Origin of the sequence: Streptomyces tauricus (genome assembly GCF_014650955.1) — a bacterium.
Classification (GTDB): domain Bacteria; phylum Actinomycetota; class Actinomycetes; order Streptomycetales; family Streptomycetaceae; genus Streptomyces; species Streptomyces tauricus.
On sequence record NZ_BMVY01000012.1, the window covers coordinates 48,942 to 73,089 of the forward strand.

Below are 24,148 nucleotides of genomic sequence, written 5' to 3' on the forward strand. Positions count from 1 at the left end.
GGTCCGGGCCGAATCTTTGCCTTGCGACGGAAAAGCGTTTGCCTGCGGACACGCTGCGACGCGAACCTTGCACGGTTTGTTGCCTTCCCTTGTCGCCTCTCCACCTCCGTACTACGAGCCCTTTGGAACGTCATGCAGATTCAAGACCTTCCGTATCCCGATCCGGGTGTGCCGGACGCACGCTCGGGGCCCCGATTCCTGGTATGGCTCGGCCGGAATCAGCTCGGTGGACAGATGAAGGCCCTGGTCTGGGGGCTGCTGCACTTCCTGTCCGTGTCCGCACTGCCCTTCTGTGTCGGCTTCGCCGTCCAGGCCGTCGTGGACCACTCCGGTGCGCGCCTCGGCCTCGCGGGCGGACTGCTCGCCCTGTGCGGCTTCGGTATCGCGCTGGGCGACACGATGCTGCACCGGGCCGCGGTCACCAACTGGATCACCGCGGCAGCCCGCGTCCAGCAGTTGCTGGCCCGCAAAACCGCTCTGCTGGGCTCCGCGCTGACCCGACGCGTCGCGGCCGGAGAGATCGTGGCGGTCAGCACGGGTGACGTCGAGAAGATCGGCTGGTTCGTGGAAGCCGTGTCGCGGTTCACCGCGGCCGCGGTGACCGTCGTACTCGTCTGCGTCGCTCTGGTCGTCTACCAGCCGGCACTAGGCGTCGTCGTCGCCGTGGGCCTGCCCGTCCTGGCGCTGTCGGTGCTGCCGCTGCTGCCCCGGGCCACCCGCCGCGCGGACTTCCAGCGTGAGAAGGCGGGGCGCGCCACCGAGCTGGCCTCGGACACCGTGGCGGGCCTGCGCGTGCTGCGCGGGATCGGCGGCGAGGAACTGTTCCTCGACCGCTACCGCCGTGCCTCGCAGGAGGTCCGGCACGCCGCCGTACGCAGTGCCCGCATGTGGGCGCTGATCCACGCGATCCAGGTCTTCCTGCCCGGTCTGCTGCTGATCGTGGTCGTCTGGCACGGCGTGAACCTGGCTCGCGAGGGCCGGATCACCGTCGGCGAGATGGTCACCGTGTACAGCGCGGTCATGATCCTCACCTATCCGCTGCGGCACTTCACCGAGATCGCGATGGCGTACTCCTTCTCCCGGCCGTCCGCCAGGCGCGCGGCGCGGGTGCTGTCGCTCGAACGGGCCACGGACGGCGAGGGATCGCGTGAGGCCGTCGTGCCGACCGGTGACCTGTACGACCCGGCGACCGGACTGCTCGCGCCCGCGGGACGGTTCACCGCGGTGGTGTGCGGTGACCCGGACGCCGCAGGCGAACTGGCCGAACGGCTCGGCGGTCATACGGCGGAGTCCTCGGAGCTGCCGTCCGCGCTGGTCGGCGGCGTACCGCTCGACGAACTGCCCCTCGGTTCCGCCCGCAGTGCCGTCCTCGTCCAGGACAAGGATCCGGTCCTGCTCTCCGGAACGCTGCGCGAACTGCTCGACGTGCCCTCGTCGGGAGACGTCAGTCCCGAGAAGGCGCTGTCCGCGGCCCAGTGCGGCGACGTCCTGGACGCGCTCGCGCAGGGTTCGCTGGACGCCGACGACCCGATGGACGCCCGGATCACCGAACGCGGCCGGTCCCTGTCGGGCGGCCAGCGCCAGCGTCTCGCGCTGGCCCGGTCGCTGGTCACGGCCCCCGGGGTGCTGGTCCTGGACGAACCGACGTCCGCGGTCGACTCGCACACCGAGGCTCGGATCGCCGAAGGGATCCGCTCCCTCCGGGAGGGACGCACGACGGTGATCTTCACCTCGTCGCCGCTGCTCCTGGACCACGCGGACCGGGTCGTACTCGTCCACGAGGGCGAGGTGGCGGCGGTCGGCGTGCACCGCGCACTGCTGCACAGCGACGCGCGATACCGCGCCGTGGTGACCCGTGAGACCGACGACGAGGCCGCCGGACAGGAACTGAAGCAACTCCAGGAACTTGACGAGATCCAGGAACTGGAAGAGATCGAGGAGACGGCATGATCGGCGTGGCGCCACCGGCCTACGACCCGGCGGCCCCGACGACCGCAGAGACCCTGCCCGTCGGCGCCCCCGCGACCGTACGCGCCTACGTGGCCGAACTGTTCCAACGGCATCGCCGTACCTTCCTGGTGCTCGTCGCCGTCAACACGGTCGCCGTCGTCTCCTCGATGGTGGGCCCCTATCTGCTGGGCAACCTGGTCCAGCACGTCTCCGAAGGCGCGACCGCCGCGCGCGAACTGCACCTGGAGCGCACCGCCGCCCTGTTCGTCCTCGCCCTGGTCGTCCAGGCCGTGTTCGTGCACCAGGTGCAGCTGCGGGGGGCCATGCTCGGCGAGCGGATGCTGGCCGACCTGCGCGAGGACTTCCTCGTACGGGCCGTGGGGCTGCCGCCCGGCGTCCTGGAGCGGGCCGGTACGGGCGATCTGCTCTCCCGGATCACCACGGACATCGACCGGCTGGCCAACGCCATGCGTGAGGCCGTGCCCCAGCTGGCCATCGCCGTGGTGTGGGTGGCGCTGCTGCTCGGCGGGCTCGTCGTGACGGCGCCGCCGCTCGCGCCCGCCGTGCTGGTCGCCGTCCCGATCCTGGTGGTCGCCTGCCGCTGGTACTTCAAGCGCGCCGCGTCCGGCTACCGCTCCGAGGCCGCCGGCTACGCGGCCGTGGCCGCCGTCCTCGCCGAGACCGTGGACGCCGGGCGCACCGTCGAGGCGCACCGCCTGGGTGAGCGCCGGATCGCCCTGTCGGACCAGCGGGTCGCGGAGTGGACCGCGTGGGAGCGGTACACCCTCTGGCTGCGGTCGGTGCTCTTCCCCGCCATCAACGCCACGCACACCACGGTCCTCGGCTCGGTCCTGATGATCGGCGGGTACTTCGTCCTCCAGGGCTGGATCGACGTGGGCCAGCTGACGACGGGCGCCCTGATCGCGCAGATGCTCGTCGACCCGGTGGGCCTGATCCTGCGCTGGTACGACGAGCTGCAGGTGGCCCAGGTGTCGCTGGCCCGGCTGGTGGGCGTCCGGGAGATCGAGCCGGACGCGGGTGACGGGTCGCTGACCCCCGACGGCCGTGACGTGCACGCCGACGAGGTGCACTTCGGCTACCGGGCGGGCGTCGACGTGCTGCGCGAGGTCTCCCTGGAGGTCGCGCCCGGCACCCGGCTGGCCCTGGTCGGCCCGTCCGGCGCGGGCAAGTCCACGCTGGGCAGGCTGCTCGCCGGGATCTACGCGCCCCGCACGGGCCAGGTCACCCTGGGTGGCGCCGAACTGTCCCGGATGTCCGCGGAACGCGTCCGCTCCCATGTGGCCCTCGTCAACCAGGAGCACCACGTGTTCGTGGGCGCCCTGCGCGACAACCTCCTCCTCGCCCGTACGGGTGCCGACGACGCCGAGCTGTGGGCCGCCCTGGGCGCGGTCGACGCCGCCGGGTGGGCACGGGCGCTGGACGGCGGTCTCGACACCGAGGTCGGCTCGGGCGGCGTCGCGCTCACACCGGCCCAGGCCCAGCAGATCGCGCTCGCCCGCCTGGTGCTCGCCGACCCGCACACCCTGGTCCTGGACGAGGCCACCTCGCTCCTCGACCCGCGGGCGGCCCGGCACCTGGAGCGCTCCCTGGCCCGGGTCCTCGACGGCCGCACCGTGGTCGCCATCGCCCACCGGCTGCACACCGCCCACGACGCGGACGTCATCGTCGTGGTCGAGAACGGCCGCATCAGCGAACTCGGCAGCCACGACCAGCTGGTCGCCGCGGACGGCGCGTACGCGGCACTGTGGCGGTCCTGGCACGGCTGACCGCCCACGCGGGCGGGCCGCCCGAAGGGGCCGGTCCGCCCGTGAGCGGACCGGCCCTCCCCCCGCGCTCCTACGAGCGCGCCGACGCGCCCGGCCGGGCTCCGTGGCGTTGCGCGGTGTCGCAGGTGGGTGGAAGTGTGGAGGTCGGCACCGGCTCGGGGAGCGCTCGGGAACCGCCCGGTTCCACGTGTTCCGTACGGGCGAGGCCTGGGCCGAGCGGTCCGCGTACCCGCCGCCGAACGCGGTGACAGCAGGCCGGCCCGCACCACCTGGAGGTACCCGTGGACAGCGCCGACGGTTGGGGAGACGATGTCTACCAGCCCGACGGATCCGAGGTTCAGGACGACGCCGGACTGCTCGACGCCGAGGACACCCTTGAAACCGACGGTGTGAGCGACCCTCTGGACCGCGGCTGGTCACCTCCGGAACGCCCCTGGGCGGTGGAACGCAACGACGTGACAGCGGCCGAGCGCCACCGCGGCGAAACCCTCGACGAACGTCTCGCGGAAGAACTCCCGGACATCGCGGCACCCGAAGGCGACGGCATCGGAGACTGCCCCGACTCGGACGGCGAACCCCTGGACAACGAAGTGGGCGCCCTGCGCTCCGGACGTCTCGTGGCCCCCGGAGAAGGAGCGCACGAGGACGGGGAGAGCGGGCTGATCGCCACCGACGTGGGCATAGACGGAGCGGCTGCCTCCGCGGAGGAGGCCGCCATGCACATCGTCGACGAGGACTCGCTGCCCGGCTGACCCCGTCTCCCCCGCTGTCCCGTCCGCGCACCCCTCCCCCACGCAAGGAGCACTCATGCAGCAGGACAAGCACCCCGACTACCACTCCGTCGTCTTCCGCGACCGCGCTGCCGGGTACGCCTTCCTGACCCGGTCCACCGCTGCCAGCGACCAGACCATCGAGTGGGACGACGGCCGGACCTACCCCGTCGTGGATGTGGAGATCTCCTCGGAGAGCCACCCCTTCTACACGGGCACGGCGAGGACCGTGGACACCGAGGGACGCGTCGCCCGCTTCGAGAAGCGGTACGGCGGCGGAGGCCAGGACAAGGCCTCGGGCGGGGACGACGCGTCCTGACCCGGGTGGAACGGGTGCCTTCCGGCGGCGGGTGACAGCTGCGCGGTGTCCGTCGACGGCGCCACTCGTCCCGGCGGCGGCGCTTGTCCTGGTGGCGCCACTCGTCCTGGTGGCACGCGTTCTGGCGGCACGGCCGCCGGGACGCGCCCGCCTCAGATGAAGTTGAGCGCGGCCGCGCCGCCCACTCCGCCCAGCACCATGAACGCCGGCATCAGCACCTTCAGCTCCACCCAGCTGCCCGCCCTGAAGCGCAGCACCTTGGGCGGCCCGAGCGGGTACCAGCGCTTGCGGCCGACCGGGATCGGCCACAGTATCGGGCAGCCCGACACCGTCAGCGCGTCCCCGATGTCGTGCACCAGCGCTCCCAGGATGATCGGCAGTCCGAGCCACAGGTACTCCTGGCCCGGCTCCGTGAAGAGCCAGTCGGCTCCGTTGCCCGGCTTGTCCAGCACTCCTGCGATGATCCACGCGCTCGCCGCCGCCAGCAGCCAGACCAGGACGTCGGAACTGGAGCCACGCGTCGCCCGCCACAGCAGTCCCTCGATGGCGAGCACCATGTGGACGGCCAGCAGCGCCAGCACCGCCCAGCGGCCTCCCGTGATCGCGAGGACCGACGCTCCCGCGCCGATGAGCACCGCCCACAGCCATGTGTGGGTAAGGGTCCGGTGACCACCGGAACGGCTCGGGTCGCCGGGCTTCTTCGTCGCCTTGTAGACGGCGTACGAGAGCTTGTCGACGATCTCGCACAGGCCCCGGGACAGGGGTCCGAAAGCGCGCGAGATCGTGGCGGCCTTGTGATCCAGGTCCGGGGCGAGCGCGGCACCCGCGCAGATCAGCGCGCCGGCCACCAGGACCGGCCACGGCATCGTGTGTCCGGAGGCGGCCGCCGCCGCGCCGACGCCCAGCCAGGCCGCCGCCCCGGACAGTGAGTGTGCTGGTCCCATCATGGCCGTGCCCCGCCCCATTCCTCTTGTGCCGACTGCCAGTTGTCCGCGTGGGCTGACACCTGGTCGGCGACACAGCGTAGCGTTCGTGATCTTCGGCCCCGCATCCGATTCCCTCATCGGGTGGGATGACAGGCAAGATGGGTGTGTGACCCTTATCGATCAGCTGCCGCAGACCGCAGATCCCGACGCCCTCTACGAAGCCTTCGAGTCGTGGGCCGGGGAACGCGGTCTCACGCTCTACCCCCACCAGGAGGAGGCGCTGATCGAGGTGGTCTCGGGTGCGAACGTGATCGTGTCGACCCCCACCGGGTCCGGCAAGAGCATGATCGCCGCGGGTGCGCACTTCGCTGCGCTCGCCCGGGACGAGGTCACCTTCTACACCGCGCCGATCAAGGCGCTCGTCTCGGAGAAGTTCTTCGAGCTGTGCAAGATGTTCGGCACCGAGAACGTCGGCATGCTGACCGGCGACGCGTCCGTGAACTCCGACGCCCCGGTCATCTGCTGCACCGCCGAGGTCCTCGCCTCGATCGCGCTGCGCGACGGCAAGCGGGCCGATGTCGGCCAGGTCGTGATGGACGAGTTCCACTTCTACGCCGAGGCCGACCGCGGCTGGGCCTGGCAGATCCCGATCCTGGAACTGCCGCAGGCTCAGTTCATCCTGATGTCCGCGACGCTCGGCGACGTCTCCATGTTCGAGGAGGACCTGACCCGGCGGACCGGCCGCCCCACTTCGGTGGTGCGCTCGGCGACCCGTCCGGTCCCTCTCTCCTACGAGTACAAGCTGACTCCGCTCACCGAGACGCTGACCGAGCTTCTCGAGACGAGGCAGGCGCCCGTCTACATCGTGCACTTCACGCAGGCGCAGGCCGTGGAGCGGGCGCAGGCGCTGATGAGCATCAACATGTGCACGCGCGAGGAGAAGGACCAGATCGCCGCGCTGATCGGCAACTTCCGCTTCACCACCAAGTTCGGCCGCAACCTCTCCCGTTACGTACGGCACGGGATCGGTGTGCACCACGCCGGCATGCTGCCCAAGTACCGCCGCCTGGTCGAGAAGCTGGCGCAGGCCGGCCTCCTGAAGGTCATCTGCGGCACGGACACCCTCGGTGTCGGCGTCAACGTGCCCATCCGCACCGTGCTGTTCACCGCTCTGGCGAAGTACGACGGCACGCGCGTACGGACTTTGCGCGCGCGGGAGTTCCACCAGATCGCGGGCCGGGCCGGCCGGGCCGGCTTCGACACGGCGGGCTTCGTCGTGGCGCAGGCCCCCGAGCATGTGGTGGAGAACGAGAAGGCCCTCGCCAAGGCCGGTGACGACCCGAAGAAGCGCCGCAAGGTGGTGCGCAAGAAGGCCCCGGAAGGCTTTGTGGGCTGGACGGACAACACGTTCGAGAAGCTGATCTCGTCCGATCCGGAGCCGCTGACCTCGCGTTTCCGGGTCACGCACACGATGCTGCTGTCCGTGATCGCACGGCCCGGCAACGCGTTCGACGCGATGCGTCATCTGCTGGAGGACAACCACGAGCCGCGCAAGCAGCAGCTGCGGCACATCCGGCGGGCGATCGCCATCTACCGCTCGCTCCTCGACGGCGGAGTCGTGGAAAAGCTCGACACACCGGACGCGGAGGGACGCATCGTGCGCCTCACCGTCGACCTGCAGCAGAACTTCGCCCTCAACCAGCCGTTGTCGACCTTCGCGCTCGCCGCGTTCGACCTCCTGGACCCGGAATCCCCCTCGTACGCCCTGGACATGGTGTCCGTCGTGGAGTCCACGCTGGACGACCCGCGGCAGATCCTCGCGGCCCAGCAGAACAAGGCCCGCGGCGAGGCCGTGGGGGCGATGAAGGCGGACGGTGTCGAGTACGAGGAGCGCATGGAGCGGCTCCAGGACGTGTCGTACCCCAAGCCGCTGGAAGAGCTGCTGTTCCACGGATACGACACCTACCGCAAGAGCCACCCGTGGGTAGGCGACCATCCGCTCTCCCCGAAGTCCGTCATCCGCGACATGTACGAACGGGCCATGACCTTCACCGAGTTCGTGTCCCACTACGAACTCGCCCGCACCGAGGGCATCGTGCTCCGCTACCTGGCGAGCGCCTACAAGGCCCTCGACCACACCGTCCCCGACGACCTGAAGTCGGAGGACCTGGAGGACCTGATCGCCTGGCTCGGCGAGATGGTGCGGCAGGTCGACTCCAGCCTCCTCGACGAGTGGGAGCAGCTCGCCAACCCCGAGGTCATGACGGCCGAAGAGGCCCAGGAGAAGGCCGACCAGGTCAAACCTGTCACGGCCAACGGGCGCGCCTTCCGGGTCCTCGTCCGCAACGCCATGTTCCGGCGCGTCGAACTCGCCGCCCTCGACCACGTCGCGGAGCTCGGCGAGCTGGACTCCGAGGCGGGCTGGGACGCCGATGCCTGGGGCGCGGCCATGGACGACTACTGGGACGAGTACGACGACCTCGGCACCGGCCCCGACGCACGCGGCCCCAAGCTCCTGCTCATCGACGAGCAGCCGGAGAACGGCCTGTGGCGGGTCCGGCAGACGTTCGCCGACCCGAACGGCGACCACGACTGGGGCATCAGCGCGGAAATCGACCTCGTGGCCTCCGATGCCGAGGGACGTGCCATCGTCAAGGTCACCGCCGTCGGCCAGTTGTGAGCACAGGAGAACGCGACACATGACGAATCCAGCGGAACGGCTCGTCGATCTGCTCGACCTGGAGCAGATCGAGGTCAACATCTTCCGTGGCCGCAGCCCGGAGGAGTCCCTGCAGCGGGTCTTCGGCGGACAGGTGGCGGGCCAGGCCCTCGTCGCCGCCGGCCGCACCACGGACTCGGACCGGCCCGTGCACTCACTGCACGCGTACTTCCTGCGTCCGGGCCGGCCGGGCGTGCCCATCGTGTACCAGGTCGAACGGGTACGCGACGGGCGGTCGTTCACCACGCGCCGAGTCACCGCCGTGCAGCAGGGCCGCACGATCTTCAATCTGACCGCCTCCTTTCACAAGCCTGAGGAAGGGAGCTTCGAGCACCAGCTGCCGCCGGCCCGCAAGGTCCCGGATCCCGAGTCGCTCCCGAGCGTCACTCAGGAGATCAAGGAACATCTGGGCACGCTCCCCGAGACGCTGGAGCGCATGGCCCGGCGCCAGCCCTTCGACATCCGCTACGCGGACCGGTTGCGCTGGACACCCGAGGAGATCGAGCACGCCGAGCCGCGCAGCGCCGTATGGATGCGCGCCGTCGGACCTCTGGGCGACGACCCGCTGGTGCACACCTGCGCGCTCACCTATGCGAGCGACATGACTCTCCTGGACGCCGTCCGTATCCCGGTGGAACCCCTCTGGGGCTGGCGCGGTTTCGACATGGCATCCCTGGACCACGCCATGTGGTTCCACCGGCCGTTCCGCGCCGACGAGTGGTTCCTGTACGACCAGGAGTCCCCGATCGCGACGGGTGGCCGCGGGCTGGCCCGGGGGCGGATCTACGACCAGGAGGGACGCCTGCTCGTTTCCGTCGTCCAGGAAGGGCTGTTCCGCAAGCTGGAGGGCTGACCGGGCACCGGGCCGGGTCAGAGGTTTCTGCGCCGCAGCCAGCCGAGGAGGCGCCCGGGGCGACCCGGTTCATCGAGCGCGGGTCGTACCTCGGCAGGCCGTCGTGCTCCTGCCTGAGACCGCGCGTCGGTCAACTGCCGTACATCGGCCGAGTGTTCCCCTGTGGCCGACCGTCGTACTGCGGCCGGGTGGGGCGCCGCAGCCGGGCGTCGTGCTTCGGCCGGATGCCGTCCCTCGACCGGATGCCGTCCGACCGGATGATGCCGTGCTTCGGCCGGGCGCCGCTGCTCTCCCTGGCGCCGCTGCCCGGCCGGACGTCGCACTCCGGCCGGGTGCCGCAACTTGGTGGCCACTCGCAGCTCGGCGAGCTGCCGGTGGTCGACCGGCACGCGGTGTCCCCCGAGAGGTGTCGACCGGTCGTGCCTCACCTCCGGAGCCCCAGTCGCCACCGGAGCCTCGGTCACCCCCGGCGTCCCGGTCACCCGCGGAGTTTCGGTCTCCGTCGTCGGCCGCGGAGCGGCCCGGCGGTCGCGTGCCTCCTGCAGTCCGTTCGCCAGGTCGGCCCGGAGCCAGCTGATCTCGTCCGGATCAGTCGCTGTCATGATCCGGGCGGTGATGAGGGCGGCAGGCGTGTCGGGTGCACCGTGAATGATCTGTTCGGGCCGGTACCGGTCCAGGTGGGCCCGCTCGTAGGGATCGGGGACCATCTCGGCGACCTGAACGGGGTCGAGCAGCGACGCCACGACTGCGGCACGCGCCCACGGATCCTCGTTCTGCCGCAGCAGGAAGCCGAGGTGCCGACCTCGCCAGTTCCGGGCCCGCAGGTCGAGGCCCGCCTCCAGTTGGTCCCGCAGCCCCTCGGGCACCCGGCCGTTCAGCAGCGGCGCATGCTTCTTGTCCTGGGCGAACTGCCGCACTTCCTCGGCCAGATACAGCCAGACCACGGCCCGGTAGCGGTTCAGGTAGAACTTGACGGGCACGATGAGGCCCAGGCGGGCGAAACGCGTGAACCGGGCGGTCGTGACCTCCATGAGGGCCGCGCCCTCCGAGGTGCCGACTGCTTTGACGCGTTCCCGCAGAGTCTCGGGGAAGCCTTCCTCGGCCCGTACCCTGTCGATCTCCGCGCGGGTGACGCGATGGCCTCCGCCGCCTTCGTCGGGCACTGTGCGGATGCGCCCGAGCCGTACCGCGAGGTCGAACTCGCCCCGCTTCAGCCCCAGCTCCCGCGCGGCGCGACTCTGCGCGAGGGTCGAGGCCTGTGCCGAAGCCGAAGTGGGATTCGGAGTCGGGGGCGGAGTCGGTAGCGGTGGCGGCGGCTGGGCGAGGGTCGCGCTCGTGGTGGCGGCAGATGCGTCCCTGGCAGCGACGGACCCGTCAGAGCCACCGACAGGCCCGCTCGGACCGGACATGACGGACTGCGTGATGGTGTTGCCGGACATGATGGTTCTCCCCCGTGCAGCGGTGTGCGCTTTGCGTGCGCTTGCTTCGGGAAAAACCGTAGCCGGTTCACCGGACCTCGCGTCGAGCCTGTGGATAACTTCGATCGCGAGGACGTCTGCGCAGGTCAGAGGTCTATGGAGGGCGAGTGTTCCGGATGTCGGGCATCGACGTGAAGGTGCTCGCCGACGCGATTGACGAGCAGCGTCATCTCGTACGCGACCTGGCCGATGTCGGCTTCGGCCGCGCTGAGCACGCACAGACAGCTGCCGGTGCCGGCCGCCGTGACGAAGAGGACCGCGTCATCGAATTCGATCATGGTCTGGCGGACCCGGCCCGCGCCGAAGTGCCTGCCCGAGCCCTTGGCCAGGCTGTGCAGGCCGGACGAGACGGCGGCGAGGTGTTCGGCGTCCTCCCGCCGCAGACCTGTGCTCGCCCCGGTCACCAGCCCGTCGTTGGACAGCACGAGTGCGTGGCGTATGTGCTCGACACGCTGGGTCAGGTCGTCGAGCAGCCAGTCGAGTCCCCGGTTCTCCGCCATGATCCGTCTCCCCGTGATGTGTGGTTCCCCCGGGCCGGAGGATCCGATCGACCAGCCTTCCCCACCGTCGCCGTCCGGGCAAGGAGGATAGGGGCATGGCACACAAGATGACCGATGAGGAATGGCGGGCGTTCGTCTCGCACGGCACCCGCACTGGCAAGTTGTCGACCGTCCGGGCCGACGGGCGCCCGCATGTGGCACCGATCTGGTTCGTGCTCGACGGCGACGACCTGGTCTTCAACACGGGGAAGGACACCGTCAAGGGGCGGAATCTGGCTCGGGACGGCCGGGTGGCCCTGTGCGTGGACGACGACCGGCCCCCGGTCGAGGTCCAGGGCCCGTGACACCTCGTGGGCGCCGTACGCGCGCGCGTCCGTGAAGCAGTTGACCGCCACCACGAAGGGGATGCGCCGGTGTTCGAAGTAATCCACGGCCGGGAAGCAGTCCTCGAGCCGGCGGGTGTCCGCGAGGACGACAGCACCGAGGGCTCCTTGTGCCAGCTCGTCCCACAGGAACCAGAATCTGTCCTGTCCCGGCGTTCCGAACAGGTAGAGCGACAGGCCGGACCTGATGGTGATGCGACCGAAGTCCATGGCGACGGTCGTCGTCACCTTCCGGTCCACGCCGCCGGTGTCGTCCACCGACCGGCCGGCCTCACTCAGTAGTTCCTCGGTGCGCAGCGGTCTGATCTCACTGACCGCGCCCACCAGGGTGGTCTTGCCGACCCCGAAGCCGCCGGCGACGAGGATCTTCAATGCCAGGGCGGCCGTCTCACCGCTGGTGGCATCGGAGTGTTCAGAGACCATTGATCACTTCTCTCGGGATTGTCGGTGTCGGTCGACGGCTACGGGGCCCTCGACGTCTACAGGGCCCTCAGTCCGTCGATGACCTCGCGCAGGATGCGCTCGTCGGGCAGGTGCGCGGGCGGCACCGGGCGGCTGACCGTCACGCAGCCCAGTTCGAGCAGATCGCCCAGGAGTACGCGCACCACACCCACGGGCAGATCGGTGTCCGCGGCCAGTTCGGCGACGGACTGGGTTTCGGCCCGGCAGAGTTCGACGAGGGCCAGGTGCTCCGGACCTAGTGCGGTGTCCGCACCGGTCTCAGGCGCCCCCGTGGCGAGTGTGACGAGCGCTATCAGGTCGAAGCGGGCCCCGGAGGGTCCTGGCTCGGTGCGTCCACCCGTCATGGCGTACGGGCGGACGAGCGGCCCGGCCTCGCTGTCGTACCACTGGCTGCCCTGCTGCTCAGGGGTGGCTGCCTGCTCCTCGGTCATGTGCGACGTCTCCCCGCTCACCCGGCCGCGGGCGGACGGGCCTCCGCGCGGGGAGCCGAGCAGAGATGCTCGCCCACCCGTCTGACCAGGCGTGCCATCTCGTAGGCGATCAGGCCGATGTCGGCCGTCACGCCGCTCAGGACGGCGAGGCAGGACCCGTCTCCCGCGGCCACCACGAACAGGAAGCCGTCGTCCATCTCCACCATGGTCTGGCGTACTCCGCCGGCTCCGAAGTGGCGGCCCGCGCCTTTGGCCAGGCTCTGGAAACCGGAGGAGACCGCAGCGAGGTGCTCGGCGTCCTCGCGTCCGAGGCCGGTGGACGCCCCCACCGCGAGTCCGTCGTTGGAGAGCACGACAGCGTGCCTCACCTCGGCGACGCGCAGCACCAGATCGTCCAGCAGCCAGTCGAGTTCGCCGGACTGAGCTGCGGTCCCCGTACCCGCACTCGTACCCGGATCCTGGATCATGCGAGGTCTCCTTCGCTGCTGTCGCTGCCCTCTGCTGGGCCGGACGTGGCGCGGGGGCCGGGGGAACGGCCGCCGCCGCGGGCCCACCCGGCGCGGTAGGCCGCCATCCGGTCCCGTACCGCTTCGGGGGTGCGATCGGCGTCGTCGTCCCGGTGACGTGCCGGGTCCGTGGGCTCTTCGGCGCGTTCAGCGCGCAGTTGCGGGGCGAGGCTGGCCTGTCGTACGCGCCGCGGGAGGCCGTCGGACGCGTCGGACGGCTCGGCGTCCTCGGAGGAACGGTGCAGGCGCAGGGTGATCACCTCGGGCGGTGGTCCGGCGTGCGAGCCGTCCGCCGACGCCTCCGCCGGGGCGGCTACGGGCGAGACGAGTGCGGGTCGCTCGATGTGGGCCTCCACGGAGTCCTGCCGTGGGGCTGGCCCCACGGAGTCCTGTGGGGACGTGGGACCGGGCACGCGCGCGTACGCGCGTCCGGCCGCTTGTCCGGTAGCCCGTTCGACAGGCTGGTCCACCGGCCGGCCGACAGGCTGTCCGGCAGGTCGCCCGACGGTCCTTCCAGCAGGTGGCTCGGCCTGGACGCGACGCGCACCGGAACGTTCCTCCGTACTCGTGTGCAACAGCGCGGTGGGAAGGAGGATCACGGCAGTGGTGCCTCCGTAGGGCGAGGTCCGCAGGTGCACCTTGATTCCGTGGCGGGCGGCGAGCCTGCTCACCACGAAGAGGCCGAGCCGGTCGCTGTCGAACAGGTCGAGTGCCTGGGACTGCTCGATACGGCGATTGGCCTCGGCGAGGGTCTCCTTGCCCATGCCCAGTCCCCGGTCCTCGACCTCCACGGCGTATCCGTTGCCGACCGGTTCGCCGGTGACCCGCACCCTGGTGTGCGGCGGTGAGAACTGGGCGGCGTTCTCGACGATCTCGGCCAGCAGATGCGTGAGGTCGGCGATCGCGGCTCCCACGACCAGTGTCTCCGAGAGCTGTCGTACCTCCACGCGCGCGTAGTCCTCGACTTCGGAGACGGCGGCGCGCACCACGTTCGTCAGGGAGACCGGCATGCGCCATGCCCGGCCCGGGGCTGCTCCCGAGAGGATGATCAGGCTCTCCGCGTGGCGTCGCATCCGTGTCGTGAGGTGGTCGAGACGAAAGAGGTCGCTCAGCTCGTTCGGGTCCTCGGAGCGCCGCTCCATGCTGTCCAGCAGCCTGAGTTGGCGGTGGACGAGAACCTGGCTCCGGCGGGCGAGATTGACGAAGACACCGGAGATGCCACCTGCCAGCTCCGCGCGTTCGACGGCCGCGTGCAGGGCGGCACGGTGCACGGTGGTCAGGGCTTCCGCGACCTGCCCCGCCTCGTCCTCGGCGGGCGGCCCCGGCGGCGCCTCGGCACGGACGTCGATCTCCTCTCCGGCCCGCAGTTTCCGCATGGCGTTCGGCAGTTTGCGCCGGGCGATCTCCAGGGCGCTGTTGCGCAGGGTCACCAGTTCGACGACGAGGCCGCGTCCGATGCGTACGGAGATGACCAGCGAGGCGGCCACGGCCGCGAGCCCCAGGAGGACCGCGGCACCCGCAGGCGACAGCAGGCCTCGCTGGAGGGGGTCGGCCCGTTCCGCGACGTCACTGCCGGCGTCCGCCTCCATGGTCCGCATGTCGTCCCGCACGCGCGCGTGAGCCGCGTTCCAGGTCGCCCCGTGCGCGGCCCCCAGGTCCGTCGCGCCCGCCGGAGCGGTGAGCACCACGTCCTCGACGGCCGTCATGTCGGCGTACGCGCGACCCTCCGTGAGAGCCTGCCAGGCGGCTCGTTCGGGTTCGCGGAGATCGACGACGGCGGAGCCGGTGAGCAGCCTGCGCGTGTCGACCGCGCCGGTGAACAGCCGCAGCCGCTGTCCGTCGAGGGTCCCGGTGAGGCGGGCACCGGCGAGTACCGCGTCCTCCTGCGCCAGGGCCTCCCCCGCGCGGGAGAATTCGAGCAGTACGCGCGCGTCGGAGCCGATTTCCGCGTCCTGGATGCCGGTAAGCGCTCCGCTCACCCCGAAGGCCGACGCGATGGTTCCGGTGTACCGCCTGTGTGTCTCCTCCCAGCCGGTCCTGCGGTCGAGTACGGCGGTCCGCCGGGAGGGGAGCTGTTCCGCGTTGGTCACGAAGGATTCGAGGCGTGCGGCCACTCCGGGGGGCAGTTCCTCGCTGTCGGCCACGGTGCTGCCCGCTCCGAGGCGGAGTTCCGACACGGTCCGATCGGTGCGTGTGGCCAGCCTCTTGAGGGCGCGCTCCCGGTCGGCCGAGGGGCGCGTGGCGTACCGGACGGCCGCCACGCGTTCGTCCTGGAGCGCGATGACGGCCGTGGCGACCGGCGCGCGGACCTCGGAGTCCACCCGCTGCAACTGCCGCAGCCGTGCCACGTCCTGGGCCGTGGTGACGGTGGTGTGTGCCCAGAGGGCGAGCAGGGAGACGACCGGGACCATGAGCAGGCAGACGATCTTCGCCCGCACGGTACGGGGTCGCAGACTCCAGTTCGTCGCACGCGGGGGCGCGTTGCCCGACTCCGTGTCGTCGGTCTCCTCGGGCCCGGAGTCTTCGTCGGCCGGCGGTCCGGCATGCGCGCGACGGCCCCGTACCTGGGCCGTCGACGGTTGCGCACCGTCTGTCGGGGTCCTTCGGGATGTACGCATGGCCTTCTCGCTGGGAGTGGTTCGGTGTGCGGTGATTCGGCGGACGGTGGTTCGACGCGCGGTGGTTCGGCAGGCGCAGGTTCGGTGGGCGCTGGATTGGCGGGCGCTGGTTCGGTGGGCGCGCCTTGCCGGGCGTCGGCCCGGGTTGGCCGCTAGGGGACGGCACTCGTGGGCGGCGCCAAGGGGCGGTCGTCGTCGACGGGCCGCTGGGCCGACGCGGAGGCCTCACGCTCGCCCGCTGTCGGGGAGAGCGCGACGAACGCCGACGTCAGGAAGAGATAGGACCCGAGGCCGACGGCGAGGGGGAAGATGAACTGCATCGCCGTAGCCCCGGGCAGTGCCTCCCCGGAGGGTGTGACATGGACGCCGACCGCCATCATCCCCGTGTAGTGCATGCTGCTGACCGCCCCGCCCATGACGAGCGAGGCGACGGCGACCGCGATCGGTGAGCTGATGTTGAGCGCCGCCCACAGTGCGGCGGTCGCCGCGACCACGGCGATGACGACGGAGACACCGACGAGCAACGGGTCGTACCGCACCTCGCCGTGCAGCCGCAGCGCGGCCATGCCCAGGTAGTGCATGCTCGCCACACCCAACCCGGTGGTCAGCCCGCCGAGGACGAGCGCGCGGCCCCGGTCCCGGCCGTAGCCCACGGCGAAGACGCCCGCACCGACGACGATCACCGCGACGAGCAGGCTCAGCACGGTGAGCGGCACGTTGTAGCGGATGTCGGTGCCGCTGACACCGAAACCGAGCATCGCCACGAAGTGCATGGTCCAGATGCCCGTGCCGATCGCGGAGGCCGCGGTGAGCAGCCAGTTGCGGCGCGATGGGCCACACGCGGCGAGCCCGCGGACCGTACAGCGCAGCCCGAGCGCGGCGCCGATGCATGCCATGACGTACGACAGCACAGGGGTAAGCCAGCCGAGCGTGGCGTGGTCCAGGTGTCCCATGGCTCCGGGACGCTAGTCCGGCCCGGGGCGCGCACAGGGGGCGCGTTTCGAAAGCTGTTGGAATATGGCGGAGAGGTGAGGGGGAACGATCGCGTCACGCTCGAACGTGTGCACCGGCTCGCGTTTCGCGTCGCCGTTCGATCGGGTCGCTCACCATGCGATGCGGGATCATGCGGTGCATGAGCGACGACCACACGCATGTCCAGGAGTTCTTCTCGGTTCGCGCGGCCGGCTGGGACGAGCGGTTCCCCGACGACGGCCCGGCGTACGCGGCAGCCGTCTCCGAGCTGGGGCTGCGGCAGGGCGATCACGTGCTCGACGCGGGTTGCGGCACGGGACGGGCCCTGCCGGCCCTCAGGGATGCCGTGGGGCCCTCCGGGGCGGTCTTGGGCGCAGACCTGACGTCGGCCATGCTGGAGGCGGCGGTACGGGCAGGGCGTGACCGGGCGGGGCAGTTGCTCCTCGCCGACGTGTCACGGTTGCCGCTGCGCGCACAGTCGCTTCATGCGGTCTTCGCGGCCGGGCTCATCGCGCATCTTCCGAACCCGGCCGAGAATTTGCGGGAGTTGGCGCGGGTCGTACGGCCGGGCGGGACCCTGGCGCTCTTCCACCCGATCGGCAGGGCCGCTCTCGCGGCGCGCCAGGGACGGCAGATCACCCCGGACGACCTGCGGGCGGAGGCCAACCTCGGCCCGCTCCTGTCCGCCTCCGGCTGGCGCATGACCTCGTACGTGGACGAGGACGCCCGTTTCCTCGCACTGGCCGTGCGCCGTCCCTGAAATGCCGCCCCGAACCGTGCGGTTCGCTGAACCACAGACGACCACCGGCCTGGCCGCGAGTCCATGATCGGCACGCTCGACCGGCGCGTTCGGTGAGGGTTCACGACACCGCCCCCTTCTGGTGTCGAAGTTTCAACTCTACGTTGAACAGAGACAAATGGGCGATGACCGAAGAAGCGGTACGCGGGGGAAGGTGGCCCGAATGTCCGGCACGATGGCTCGACTCCGGAAGCTCTTTTCACGTCCACGGCCGGCTGAGTCCGGGCGCCCTGCGCCGTCGGCCGTGTCTCGTCCGAAGAAACAGACGCACAACTTGTTCGAAGCCGCGGCGGCCTATGTGGCGGCGGGTGTCGAGGACGACCAGGACGGCGTCGACGAAGCCGCGGCCTGGGTGTCACCGGAGGCTCTCTCCTTCGGTGTGAACGAGTTGGCGTGCCGGGCCGTGATCGCGCTCGCACGAGAACGCGACGAATCACCCACCGCGGTGGCCCGAACGCTCCTCGGCCTGCCGGTCGCCTGACTGGGCCGGGGCTGGGGTGGGGGCGGGGGCCGGGAACCAGTGATGAACCCGAGCCGGGGCGAAAGCGGAATGGGCGCGACCGCAGGTGGTCGTTTCGCCCTCGTCCTGGAGGATGGCCGCAGCTCCCCGCGTATTCCGGCCTCGTGACAACGGCCCCGGCGCGCATTAAGGTGCGCCGACGGATGTAGCGAGGGGAGGCTGGGATGGCCGGGACGGACGATGAGGCCGTCGCCACCGGGGACGACGACGCACTGTATGTGCTGACGGCGGTGCTGTTGACGCCGGCGCAGTTCCCCAGCGTGCTGGGCGACGACTACCCGGAGGCCTGCGCGGCACTCGGCCTCGCACCCCTCGCCGACGGGTACGGGCTGGTATTGGGGCAGGACGGCGACGGCGCGCGGTGGACCGTCGTCATCGACGACGTCTCGCTGGTGGCCGTCGCCATCGCTTCCTGGGACTGCGGCATGGAGTACGACCTGTCGCCGGACGACCGCTCGATGGTGGCCGCGCTGCCCGGGTGGCCGCTGGCCGTGGCGGTCGCGGCGCCCGGTGTGCCCGCCCCGCACGATCCCGCGCCCGACGTCGCGGAGCAGGCGCCCCTGTGTCCGCCGGACGCGTCCGCCTGGGGTGCGGCTCAGCGGCGCCTCGGTGCCGACGAGATCGCGCTGCAGTGGGCCGCCTGGCGTGAGCAGATCGACGAGACCGAATTCGCCGTTTCGACGGACGAGAAGCCCGCTCCGAGCGACGAGTCCGCCCGGACCGGCGGGGACCGCGTCAACGAAGCCGGGGACGGCGAGGACGGCGGACGGGCACCACTCAGCGGTGTCCAGCGCGTTCTCTCCGAAGCGCACGCGTACGTGGCCAGCCCTCCGCCGCTCGGCCGCGTCCGCTCCTCCTTCGCCCCGGGGGACGCGCGGACGCTGCGCGCCGACGGTCCCGGCTGGTCGTTGGTCGCGCGGACCGACGACATCGCCTTCGTACTGCTCGACGAGAAGCCCGGCGAGATCCTTCCGGTCGGCCGCGGGCCCGAATTGCCCGGCCTCCTGGAGGCCCTGGACAAGATGGCCGTACGCCCGAACTGAACCCGGCCGCCCAGGTCCGGCTGGATTTCTCGCACGCCGCACCCACCAGCTGCGGAAGTGCGGCGCACACGCACCGGCTTCGGGAGTGCGGCACGCACCCACCGGCTTCGGGAGTGCGGCACGCAGCCGCCCGTGGACCACACCATCGGCAGGCCCACGAGCGGTGACGCCGTCATCCACTTCGTTCCGGAAGAGACCCGTTCTCCGGACCGGTGGAGCTCTGTGCTCCGGAGGAGAACCGACCGAGCGGGTGGCGCCTCAGCGGCCGAGTTCCTTGCGGCCGACGCGGCGCAGCCTGCGCCGCTGTGAGGGGTCCAGCGTCAGATACGCCGCCGCGGGAACTCCCAGGACGATCAGTAGGGCGGCCCACCAGGGCAGCCAGAAGAGCAGGACGATGCCGACCGCGACACCGCCTGCGGCTATCTTCGCGTTCCTTGACATGTGCGTAGCCTCCTTAGCGGCCACTGCCGCTCTCTGTTCTGAGAACGGCCCCGCGCTCCCGGCGGTTCCGGACGGCGACCCTGATACGACCCTGAGGTGCGCCCCTAGCCGACCCTGAGAGGCTCTCCTCGTGCGTGTGCGTCAGGGCTTGACTATAGGAGCCCACGAGCCTCGTCTCGGCGTAAGGAATACCCAACTGCCCGCAATGAGTACGCACCAGGGGCTGGACGAGCCTGAGATGCGGCCGGGGGAAGGCCGGACCGCCCGGTGGGCCTGACACCACCCCCAGGAAGCAGTGACTGGCATCACAGGCCGAACGCTTGGTTCGGTCTGTGCCGCGCTGTACCCTCGGCGACCTCCACCCCCGGTAGTCAAAATTGAGGAACACGCTCATCCCTGTGCAGAGGATTCCGGCCCCCACCCCCTCCGAGATCTCCGAACTGGCGCGCTGCCGCGCCACCTTCCTCCCTGCCGACCCGGCCCGCACGGGCAGCGTCGCCTTCTGGCTGCCCGCTGGCGAGGAGCCTCCGTCCATCGGTTCCGGCACCGGTTACGGCTCCGACTCCGGTTACGACTCCGACTCCGGCTCCGCTCACGGCTCCGTGGAGGAGCTGTCCGTCGTCCTTCCCTGTGCGGACGGGGTCGAGTTGGTGAGGGTGTCGGCCGTCGTCCTCCCGGTGCGGATGGCGCTCCCCGTCCTCACGCGCGCGCGTGCCGCCGCGCGGACCCACGGGGCGACCGCCTTCTGGGGTGCCGCGGCCGTACTGGCGCTGCAACTCGCCGCGCGCGGACTGCTGCTGCCCGGTCTGAGCGCCGGTGACCACGACGCGTGGCGCGCGGGCCCCCTGGGCTCGGGGGACCTGGAGCGGATCCGTGAGCTGGCCGCAGCGATGCCGCCGCACGCCCACGCGGTGCCCGTCGACGCGAGCGAACCGCTGCGACTGCCCGATCCAGAGTGGCTGCTGCGCGCCTTCCTCGACGCCGTCGCCGATACCCTCCCCCGCTCCCCCGCGGCGGCACTCGCCGCGGGTGGCCCGGCCTTCGCCGCCGCCGAACCGCAGCATGTGCCCGAGCATCGCGCCTGGGCGGCCGATGTCGCGGCCGGGCACGACGCCGGCGTACGGATCTCGCTGCGCGTAGAGGTGCCGGGGCTCGCGTCGGCCGTGTCGGACGAGGACCGGTTGCCGTTCCGCGCGGTGCTGCAACTGCACAGTGTCAGCGACCCGGCGCTGCTGGCGGACGCGTCCGAGGTGTGGAGCGGGTCGAGTCCGGCGTTCGGCCCGCGCGCGCGGATGGACGCCCTGCTCGCGCTGCGCCGCGCCGCACGGGCCTGGGCGCCGCTCACACCCCTGCTGTCGGCGACCGTGCCCGACTGGATCGAACTCGCCGACGAGGAGGTCATCGAGCTTCGGGGCGAGGGGGCGCGATCCCTCACCGCCGCCGGTGTGGAGGTGCACTGGCCCAGGGAACTGGCCCACAAGCTGACGGCCCGTGCGGTCATCGGCCCCTCGGACGACGAGAGGGGCGAGAGCGGGGGGCCGGTCTCGGACGCGCCCTCCTTCCTGTCGGCCGACGCGCTTCTGACGTTCTCCTGGTGGTTCGCACTGGGCGACCAGCAGTTGACGCGTGCCGAACTGGACCGGCTCGCCGAGGCGAACCGCCCCATGGTGCGGCTGCGTGACCAGTGGGTCCTGATCGATCCGCAAGAGGTGCGCCGCGCCCGTACCCAGCAGGATCGCAAACTGACGCCCGTGGACGCACTCAGCGCCGTCCTCACGGGTTCCACGGAGGTCGACGGCCGCCGGGTCGACGTCCGCCCCACGGGGTGGCTGGCGACGCTGCGGGAGCATCTGTCGGACCCGGAGGGGCTGGAGCCGGTCGGACAGCCCCCCGCACTGGCCGCGACCCTGCGCGACTACCAGCTCCGAGGGCTGAACTGGCTGGCCCGCATGACCTCCCTGGGGCTGGGCGGCTGTCTCGCGGACGACATGGGTCTCGGCAAGACGATCACACTCATCGCGCTGCATCTGCACCGGCAGACCGACGAGTCCGCGGCGGGCCCCACTCTCGTCGTCTGTCCGACGTCCCTCATGGGCAACTGGCAGCGCGAGATCGAAAGGTTCGCTCCCGGCACTCCCGTCCGCCGTTTCCACGGGGCTCGACGGAGCCTGGAGGACCTGGCCGACGGCGAGTTCGTCCTCACCACCTACGGCACCATGCGCCTCGACACGGCACGTCTGGCGGACGCTTCCTGGGGCATGGTCGTCGCGGACGAGGCACAGCACGTGAAGAACCCGTACTCGGACACGGCCCGGCAGCTGCGGAGGATCGACGCACGCGCGCGTGTGGCGCTCACCGGCACTCCGGTGGAGAACAACCTCTCCGAGCTGTGGGCGATCCTCGACTGGACGACACCGGGTCTGCTGGGCAGGCTCGGCACGTTCCGCAACCAGTACGCGAAGGCTGTCGAGGGAGGGCAGGATCCGGGGGCGGCGGACCGGCTCGCACAGCTCGTACGGCCGTTCCTCCTGCGCCGCCGAAAATCCGACCCCGGTATCGCGCCGGAGCTCCCGCCGAAGACGGAGACCGACCGCGCCGTGACCCTCTCCAAGGAACAGGCGGGTCTGTACGAGGCCGTGGTCCGCGAGACCCTCGCGGAGATCGCGGGCGCCGACAGCATGGCGCGGCGCGGACTGATCGTGAAGCTGCTCACCGGGCTGAAGCAGATCTGCAATCACCCGGCGCAGTACCTCAAGGAGGACCGGCCGAAGATCTCCGGGCGCTCCGGGAAGCTGGAGCTGCTGGACGAACTGCTCGACACCATCCTCTCCGAGGGGGCATGCGTTCTGGTCTTCACGCAGTACGTGCGCATGGCCCGCCTGATCGAGCGCCATCTGAACGCGCGCGGTGTGCACTCGCAATTCCTGCACGGGGGTACGCCCGTCGCCGAGCGCGAGGCCATGGTCGAGCGCTTCCAGGAGGGCGAAGTGCCCGTCTTCCTGTTGTCGTTGAAGGCCGCGGGCACAGGCCTGAACCTGACGCGGGCCGAGCATGTCGTGCACTACGACCGCTGGTGGAACCCGGCCGTCGAGGCCCAGGCCACCGACCGCGCGTACCGCATCGGCCAGACGCGGCCGGTGCAGGTGCACCGGTTGATCGCCGAGGGGACGATCGAGGACCGCATCGCGGACATGCTGCTGCGCAAGCGGGAGCTGGCGGACGCGGTACTCGGATCCGGCGAGTCGGCTCTCACCGAACTCACCGACGCGCAACTGGCCGACCTGGTGGAACTGCGTGGAGGCGCCCGATGAGCGATCCGTACGAGAACACTCCGGAGCGCGTTTTCGCCGCCTTGCCGCCCGCGCAGGGCCGGGGCTTCGCCCAGAGTTGGTGGGGGCAGGCCTGGCTCAAGGCGCTGGAGGACGCCACGCTGGACTCGCAGCAGCTGAAGACGGGCCGCCGGCTCGCGCGCGCGGGAGCCGTGGGCGCCGTGTCGGTCCGCCCCGGACGCGTCACGGCGGTGGTCAAGGACCGCGACCACACGGCTCATCGCGCGGACGTCCTGCTCCAGGAGCTGTCCGAGGAGCAGTGGGACCGGTTCCTTGGCATGGCGGTCGAACGGGCGGGGCACATCGCCGCGCTGCTCGACCGCGAGATGCCGCCGCATCTGGTCGAGGACGCGGCGACCGCGGGCGTCGAACTCCTGCCGAGCCTGGGCGATCTGGAGGCGGAGTGCGACTGTGACGCGTGGGACCACTGCGGTCACACCGCCGCGCTCTGCTACCAGGTGGCGCGACTGCTCGACCAGGATCCCTTCGTGCTGCTCCTGCTGCGCGGGCGCGGGGAGCGAGAACTGCTCGACGAGTTGCAGCTGCGCAGCGTCTCGCAGGCCGAGACCGCCGCGGTGCCGCAGGAGACGTACACGGGCGTGGACGCCGCCGAGGCCTACGGGGTGGGGGAGATCCTGCCTGCGCTGCCCGAGGTGCCTGCTGTGCCCGCGGAACCGGGCCTGCCGCCGTCGCTGGACACGGAGACCGATCCCGCGCCCGGGGTCGACCCGGCCGCGCTGGAGTTCCTGGCCGCGCAGGCCGCCCGAGAGGCGCACCGGCTGCTCGTCGACGCGCTCAGGCCGGGCCACGAACAGCGCGGCACGGAGGCCGAACTGACGCCTGCGCAGGATGCCGTACGGCTTGCCTCGGGCGGGCCCCAGGTCTCGGTGGCCGTTCGTCTCGCCGACGGGTCGGGGCGCGACCGCGAGAGCCTGGCACTCGCGGTCCGCTCCTGGGAGTACGGGGGTGCGGCCGCACTGGACGTACTGGAGACGGACCGGCCGGCGGAGCCGGAAACACTCGCACGCGCGCGTGCCGCCCTGGAGTCGGCCTGGGAGGAGGACGAACGGCCCGTCCTGCGCGCGTCCCGCAGCCGCTGGACCGTGGTCGGCGGACAGACCCAGCTCCGGCTGGGACCGGACGGACGCTGGTGGCCGTACCGCAAGGAACGGGGCCGCTGGGCTCCGGTCGGCCCGGCCTCCCAGGACCCGGCGACGGCACTGGCCCTGGCCGACGGGCTGGAGTGACACCGGACCGACGACTGGAGTGACACCTGACCGGGGAACGGGGCCGCGGACAGGGCCCGCGTTCACCGGATGAGCGCTGGACGCCCGGCGTTCAT

Annotated in this window: 18 protein-coding genes and 4 pseudogenes; 12 read left to right on the top strand and 10 right to left on the bottom strand. The window is 71.1% G+C overall.

The window, feature by feature from the left end; translation table 11 throughout:
- The first annotated feature begins 132 nt into the window (after positions 1-132).
- The 4 genes from IE278_RS19935 to IE278_RS19950 all read left to right on the top strand — a co-directional run bounded on the left by IE278_RS19935 (position 133) and on the right by IE278_RS19950 (position 4,826).
- Positions 133-1,950 carry an ABC transporter transmembrane domain-containing protein gene (locus tag IE278_RS19935; RefSeq protein ID WP_189774183.1) on the top strand — a complete coding sequence of 606 codons (1,818 nt, stop codon included), beginning with the start codon at positions 133-135 and terminating at the stop codon, positions 1,948-1,950.
- Positions 1,947-3,737, top strand: a complete 1,791-nt coding sequence (locus IE278_RS19940; RefSeq protein WP_189774184.1) for an ABC transporter ATP-binding protein — start codon at positions 1,947-1,949, stop codon at positions 3,735-3,737. The genes IE278_RS19935 and IE278_RS19940 overlap by 4 nt, the downstream gene beginning before the upstream one ends.
- 281 nt (positions 3,738-4,018) lie before the next feature.
- Positions 4,019-4,489 carry a DUF5709 domain-containing protein gene (locus tag IE278_RS19945; protein ID WP_189774185.1) on the top strand — a complete coding sequence of 157 codons (471 nt, stop codon included), beginning with the start codon at positions 4,019-4,021 and terminating at the stop codon, positions 4,487-4,489.
- A gap of 55 nt (positions 4,490-4,544) precedes the next feature.
- Positions 4,545-4,826, top strand: a complete 282-nt coding sequence (locus IE278_RS19950; RefSeq protein WP_189774186.1) for a type B 50S ribosomal protein L31 — start codon at positions 4,545-4,547, stop codon at positions 4,824-4,826.
- Positions 4,827-4,978: 152 nt separating this feature from the next.
- Here the strand turns inward: IE278_RS19950 and IE278_RS19955 are convergent, their stop codons facing one another.
- Positions 4,979-5,773 (bottom strand): metal-dependent hydrolase, encoded by a 795-nt coding sequence (locus tag IE278_RS19955; protein WP_189774187.1) that lies wholly within the window; start codon positions 5,771-5,773, stop codon positions 4,979-4,981.
- Between the two features lie 145 nt (positions 5,774-5,918).
- On the opposite strand from IE278_RS19955, the gene IE278_RS19960 reads away from it, so the two are divergent.
- Both IE278_RS19960 and IE278_RS19965 read left to right on the top strand, forming a co-directional pair.
- Positions 5,919-8,432, top strand: coding sequence for a DEAD/DEAH box helicase (locus IE278_RS19960; protein ID WP_189774189.1), 2,514 nt, complete (start codon positions 5,919-5,921; stop codon positions 8,430-8,432).
- A 19-nt stretch (positions 8,433-8,451) separates the two neighbouring features.
- On the top strand, positions 8,452-9,324 hold the full coding sequence (locus tag IE278_RS19965; protein ID WP_189774191.1) for an acyl-CoA thioesterase: 873 nt from the start codon (positions 8,452-8,454) through the stop codon (positions 9,322-9,324).
- Between the two features lie 431 nt (positions 9,325-9,755).
- Here the strand turns inward: IE278_RS19965 and IE278_RS42305 are convergent.
- Both IE278_RS42305 and IE278_RS19975 read right to left on the bottom strand, forming a co-directional pair.
- Positions 9,756-10,763 (bottom strand): annotated as a pseudogene (locus IE278_RS42305) (DUF6397 family protein); the annotation flags it as partial.
- Between the two features lie 125 nt (positions 10,764-10,888).
- Entirely contained in the window at positions 10,889-11,302 is a 414-nt protein-coding gene (locus IE278_RS19975; protein WP_189774193.1) for a roadblock/LC7 domain-containing protein, read from the bottom strand.
- Positions 11,303-11,397: 95 nt separating this feature from the next.
- On the opposite strand from IE278_RS19975, the pseudogene IE278_RS19980 reads away from it, so the two are divergent.
- Positions 11,398-11,625, top strand: a pseudogene (locus tag IE278_RS19980) (PPOX class F420-dependent oxidoreductase); the annotation flags it as partial.
- Here the strand turns inward: IE278_RS19980 and IE278_RS19985 are convergent.
- From IE278_RS19985 to IE278_RS20005, 5 genes and pseudogenes are all read right to left on the bottom strand, one after another.
- Positions 11,608-12,108 (bottom strand): annotated as a pseudogene (locus IE278_RS19985) (GTP-binding protein); the annotation flags it as partial. The pseudogenes IE278_RS19980 and IE278_RS19985 overlap by 18 nt on opposite strands.
- A 56-nt stretch (positions 12,109-12,164) precedes the next feature.
- Positions 12,165-12,578: a DUF742 domain-containing protein gene (locus tag IE278_RS19990; RefSeq protein WP_189774196.1), complete on the bottom strand. Its 414-nt coding sequence runs from the start codon at positions 12,576-12,578 to the stop codon at positions 12,165-12,167.
- A 17-nt stretch (positions 12,579-12,595) separates the two neighbouring features.
- On the bottom strand, positions 12,596-13,045 hold the full coding sequence (locus IE278_RS19995) for a roadblock/LC7 domain-containing protein (protein ID WP_189774198.1): 450 nt from the start codon (positions 13,043-13,045) through the stop codon (positions 12,596-12,598).
- Positions 13,042-15,702 carry a sensor histidine kinase gene (locus tag IE278_RS20000; protein WP_189774200.1) on the bottom strand — a complete coding sequence of 887 codons (2,661 nt, stop codon included), beginning with the start codon at positions 15,700-15,702 and terminating at the stop codon, positions 13,042-13,044. Before IE278_RS20000 ends, IE278_RS19995 begins: the two co-directional genes overlap by 4 nt.
- Before the next feature lie 152 nt (positions 15,703-15,854).
- Positions 15,855-16,655 (bottom strand): MHYT domain-containing protein, encoded by an 801-nt coding sequence (locus IE278_RS20005; RefSeq protein ID WP_189774202.1) that lies wholly within the window; start codon positions 16,653-16,655, stop codon positions 15,855-15,857.
- A 179-nt stretch (positions 16,656-16,834) separates the two neighbouring features.
- Between IE278_RS20005 and IE278_RS20010 the strand changes: the two genes are divergently transcribed.
- From IE278_RS20010 to IE278_RS20020, 3 genes are all read left to right on the top strand, one after another.
- Positions 16,835-17,434: a class I SAM-dependent methyltransferase gene (locus IE278_RS20010; protein WP_189774204.1), complete on the top strand. Its 600-nt coding sequence runs from the start codon at positions 16,835-16,837 to the stop codon at positions 17,432-17,434.
- Between the two features lie 214 nt (positions 17,435-17,648).
- A complete protein-coding gene (locus tag IE278_RS20015) occupies positions 17,649-17,954 on the top strand; it encodes a hypothetical protein (RefSeq protein ID WP_373312043.1) in 306 nt (101 codons plus the stop codon).
- Between the two features lie 203 nt (positions 17,955-18,157).
- Positions 18,158-19,036 (top strand): hypothetical protein, encoded by an 879-nt coding sequence (locus IE278_RS20020; RefSeq protein ID WP_189774208.1) that lies wholly within the window; start codon positions 18,158-18,160, stop codon positions 19,034-19,036.
- Positions 19,037-19,294: 258 nt separating this feature from the next.
- Here IE278_RS20020 and IE278_RS20025 read toward each other — a convergent pair whose 3' ends face one another.
- Complete coding sequence (locus IE278_RS20025; RefSeq protein WP_189774210.1) at positions 19,295-19,477, bottom strand: tail-anchor membrane protein; 183 nt, start codon at positions 19,475-19,477, stop codon at positions 19,295-19,297.
- A 13-nt stretch (positions 19,478-19,490) separates the two neighbouring features.
- Positions 19,491-19,736: pseudogene (locus IE278_RS42310) on the bottom strand (hypothetical protein); the annotation flags it as partial.
- Between the two features lie 139 nt (positions 19,737-19,875).
- Here IE278_RS42310 and IE278_RS20030 point away from each other — a divergent pair.
- Together IE278_RS20030 and IE278_RS20035 are read left to right on the top strand one after the other, a co-directional pair.
- Positions 19,876-22,788 carry an SCO1167/SCO6262 family helicase gene (locus IE278_RS20030; RefSeq protein ID WP_189774212.1) on the top strand — a complete coding sequence of 971 codons (2,913 nt, stop codon included), beginning with the start codon at positions 19,876-19,878 and terminating at the stop codon, positions 22,786-22,788.
- Positions 22,785-24,053: an SWIM zinc finger family protein gene (locus IE278_RS20035; RefSeq protein WP_189774214.1), complete on the top strand. Its 1,269-nt coding sequence runs from the start codon at positions 22,785-22,787 to the stop codon at positions 24,051-24,053. The genes IE278_RS20030 and IE278_RS20035 overlap by 4 nt, the downstream gene beginning before the upstream one ends.
- Positions 24,054-24,148 lie beyond the last annotated feature (95 nt).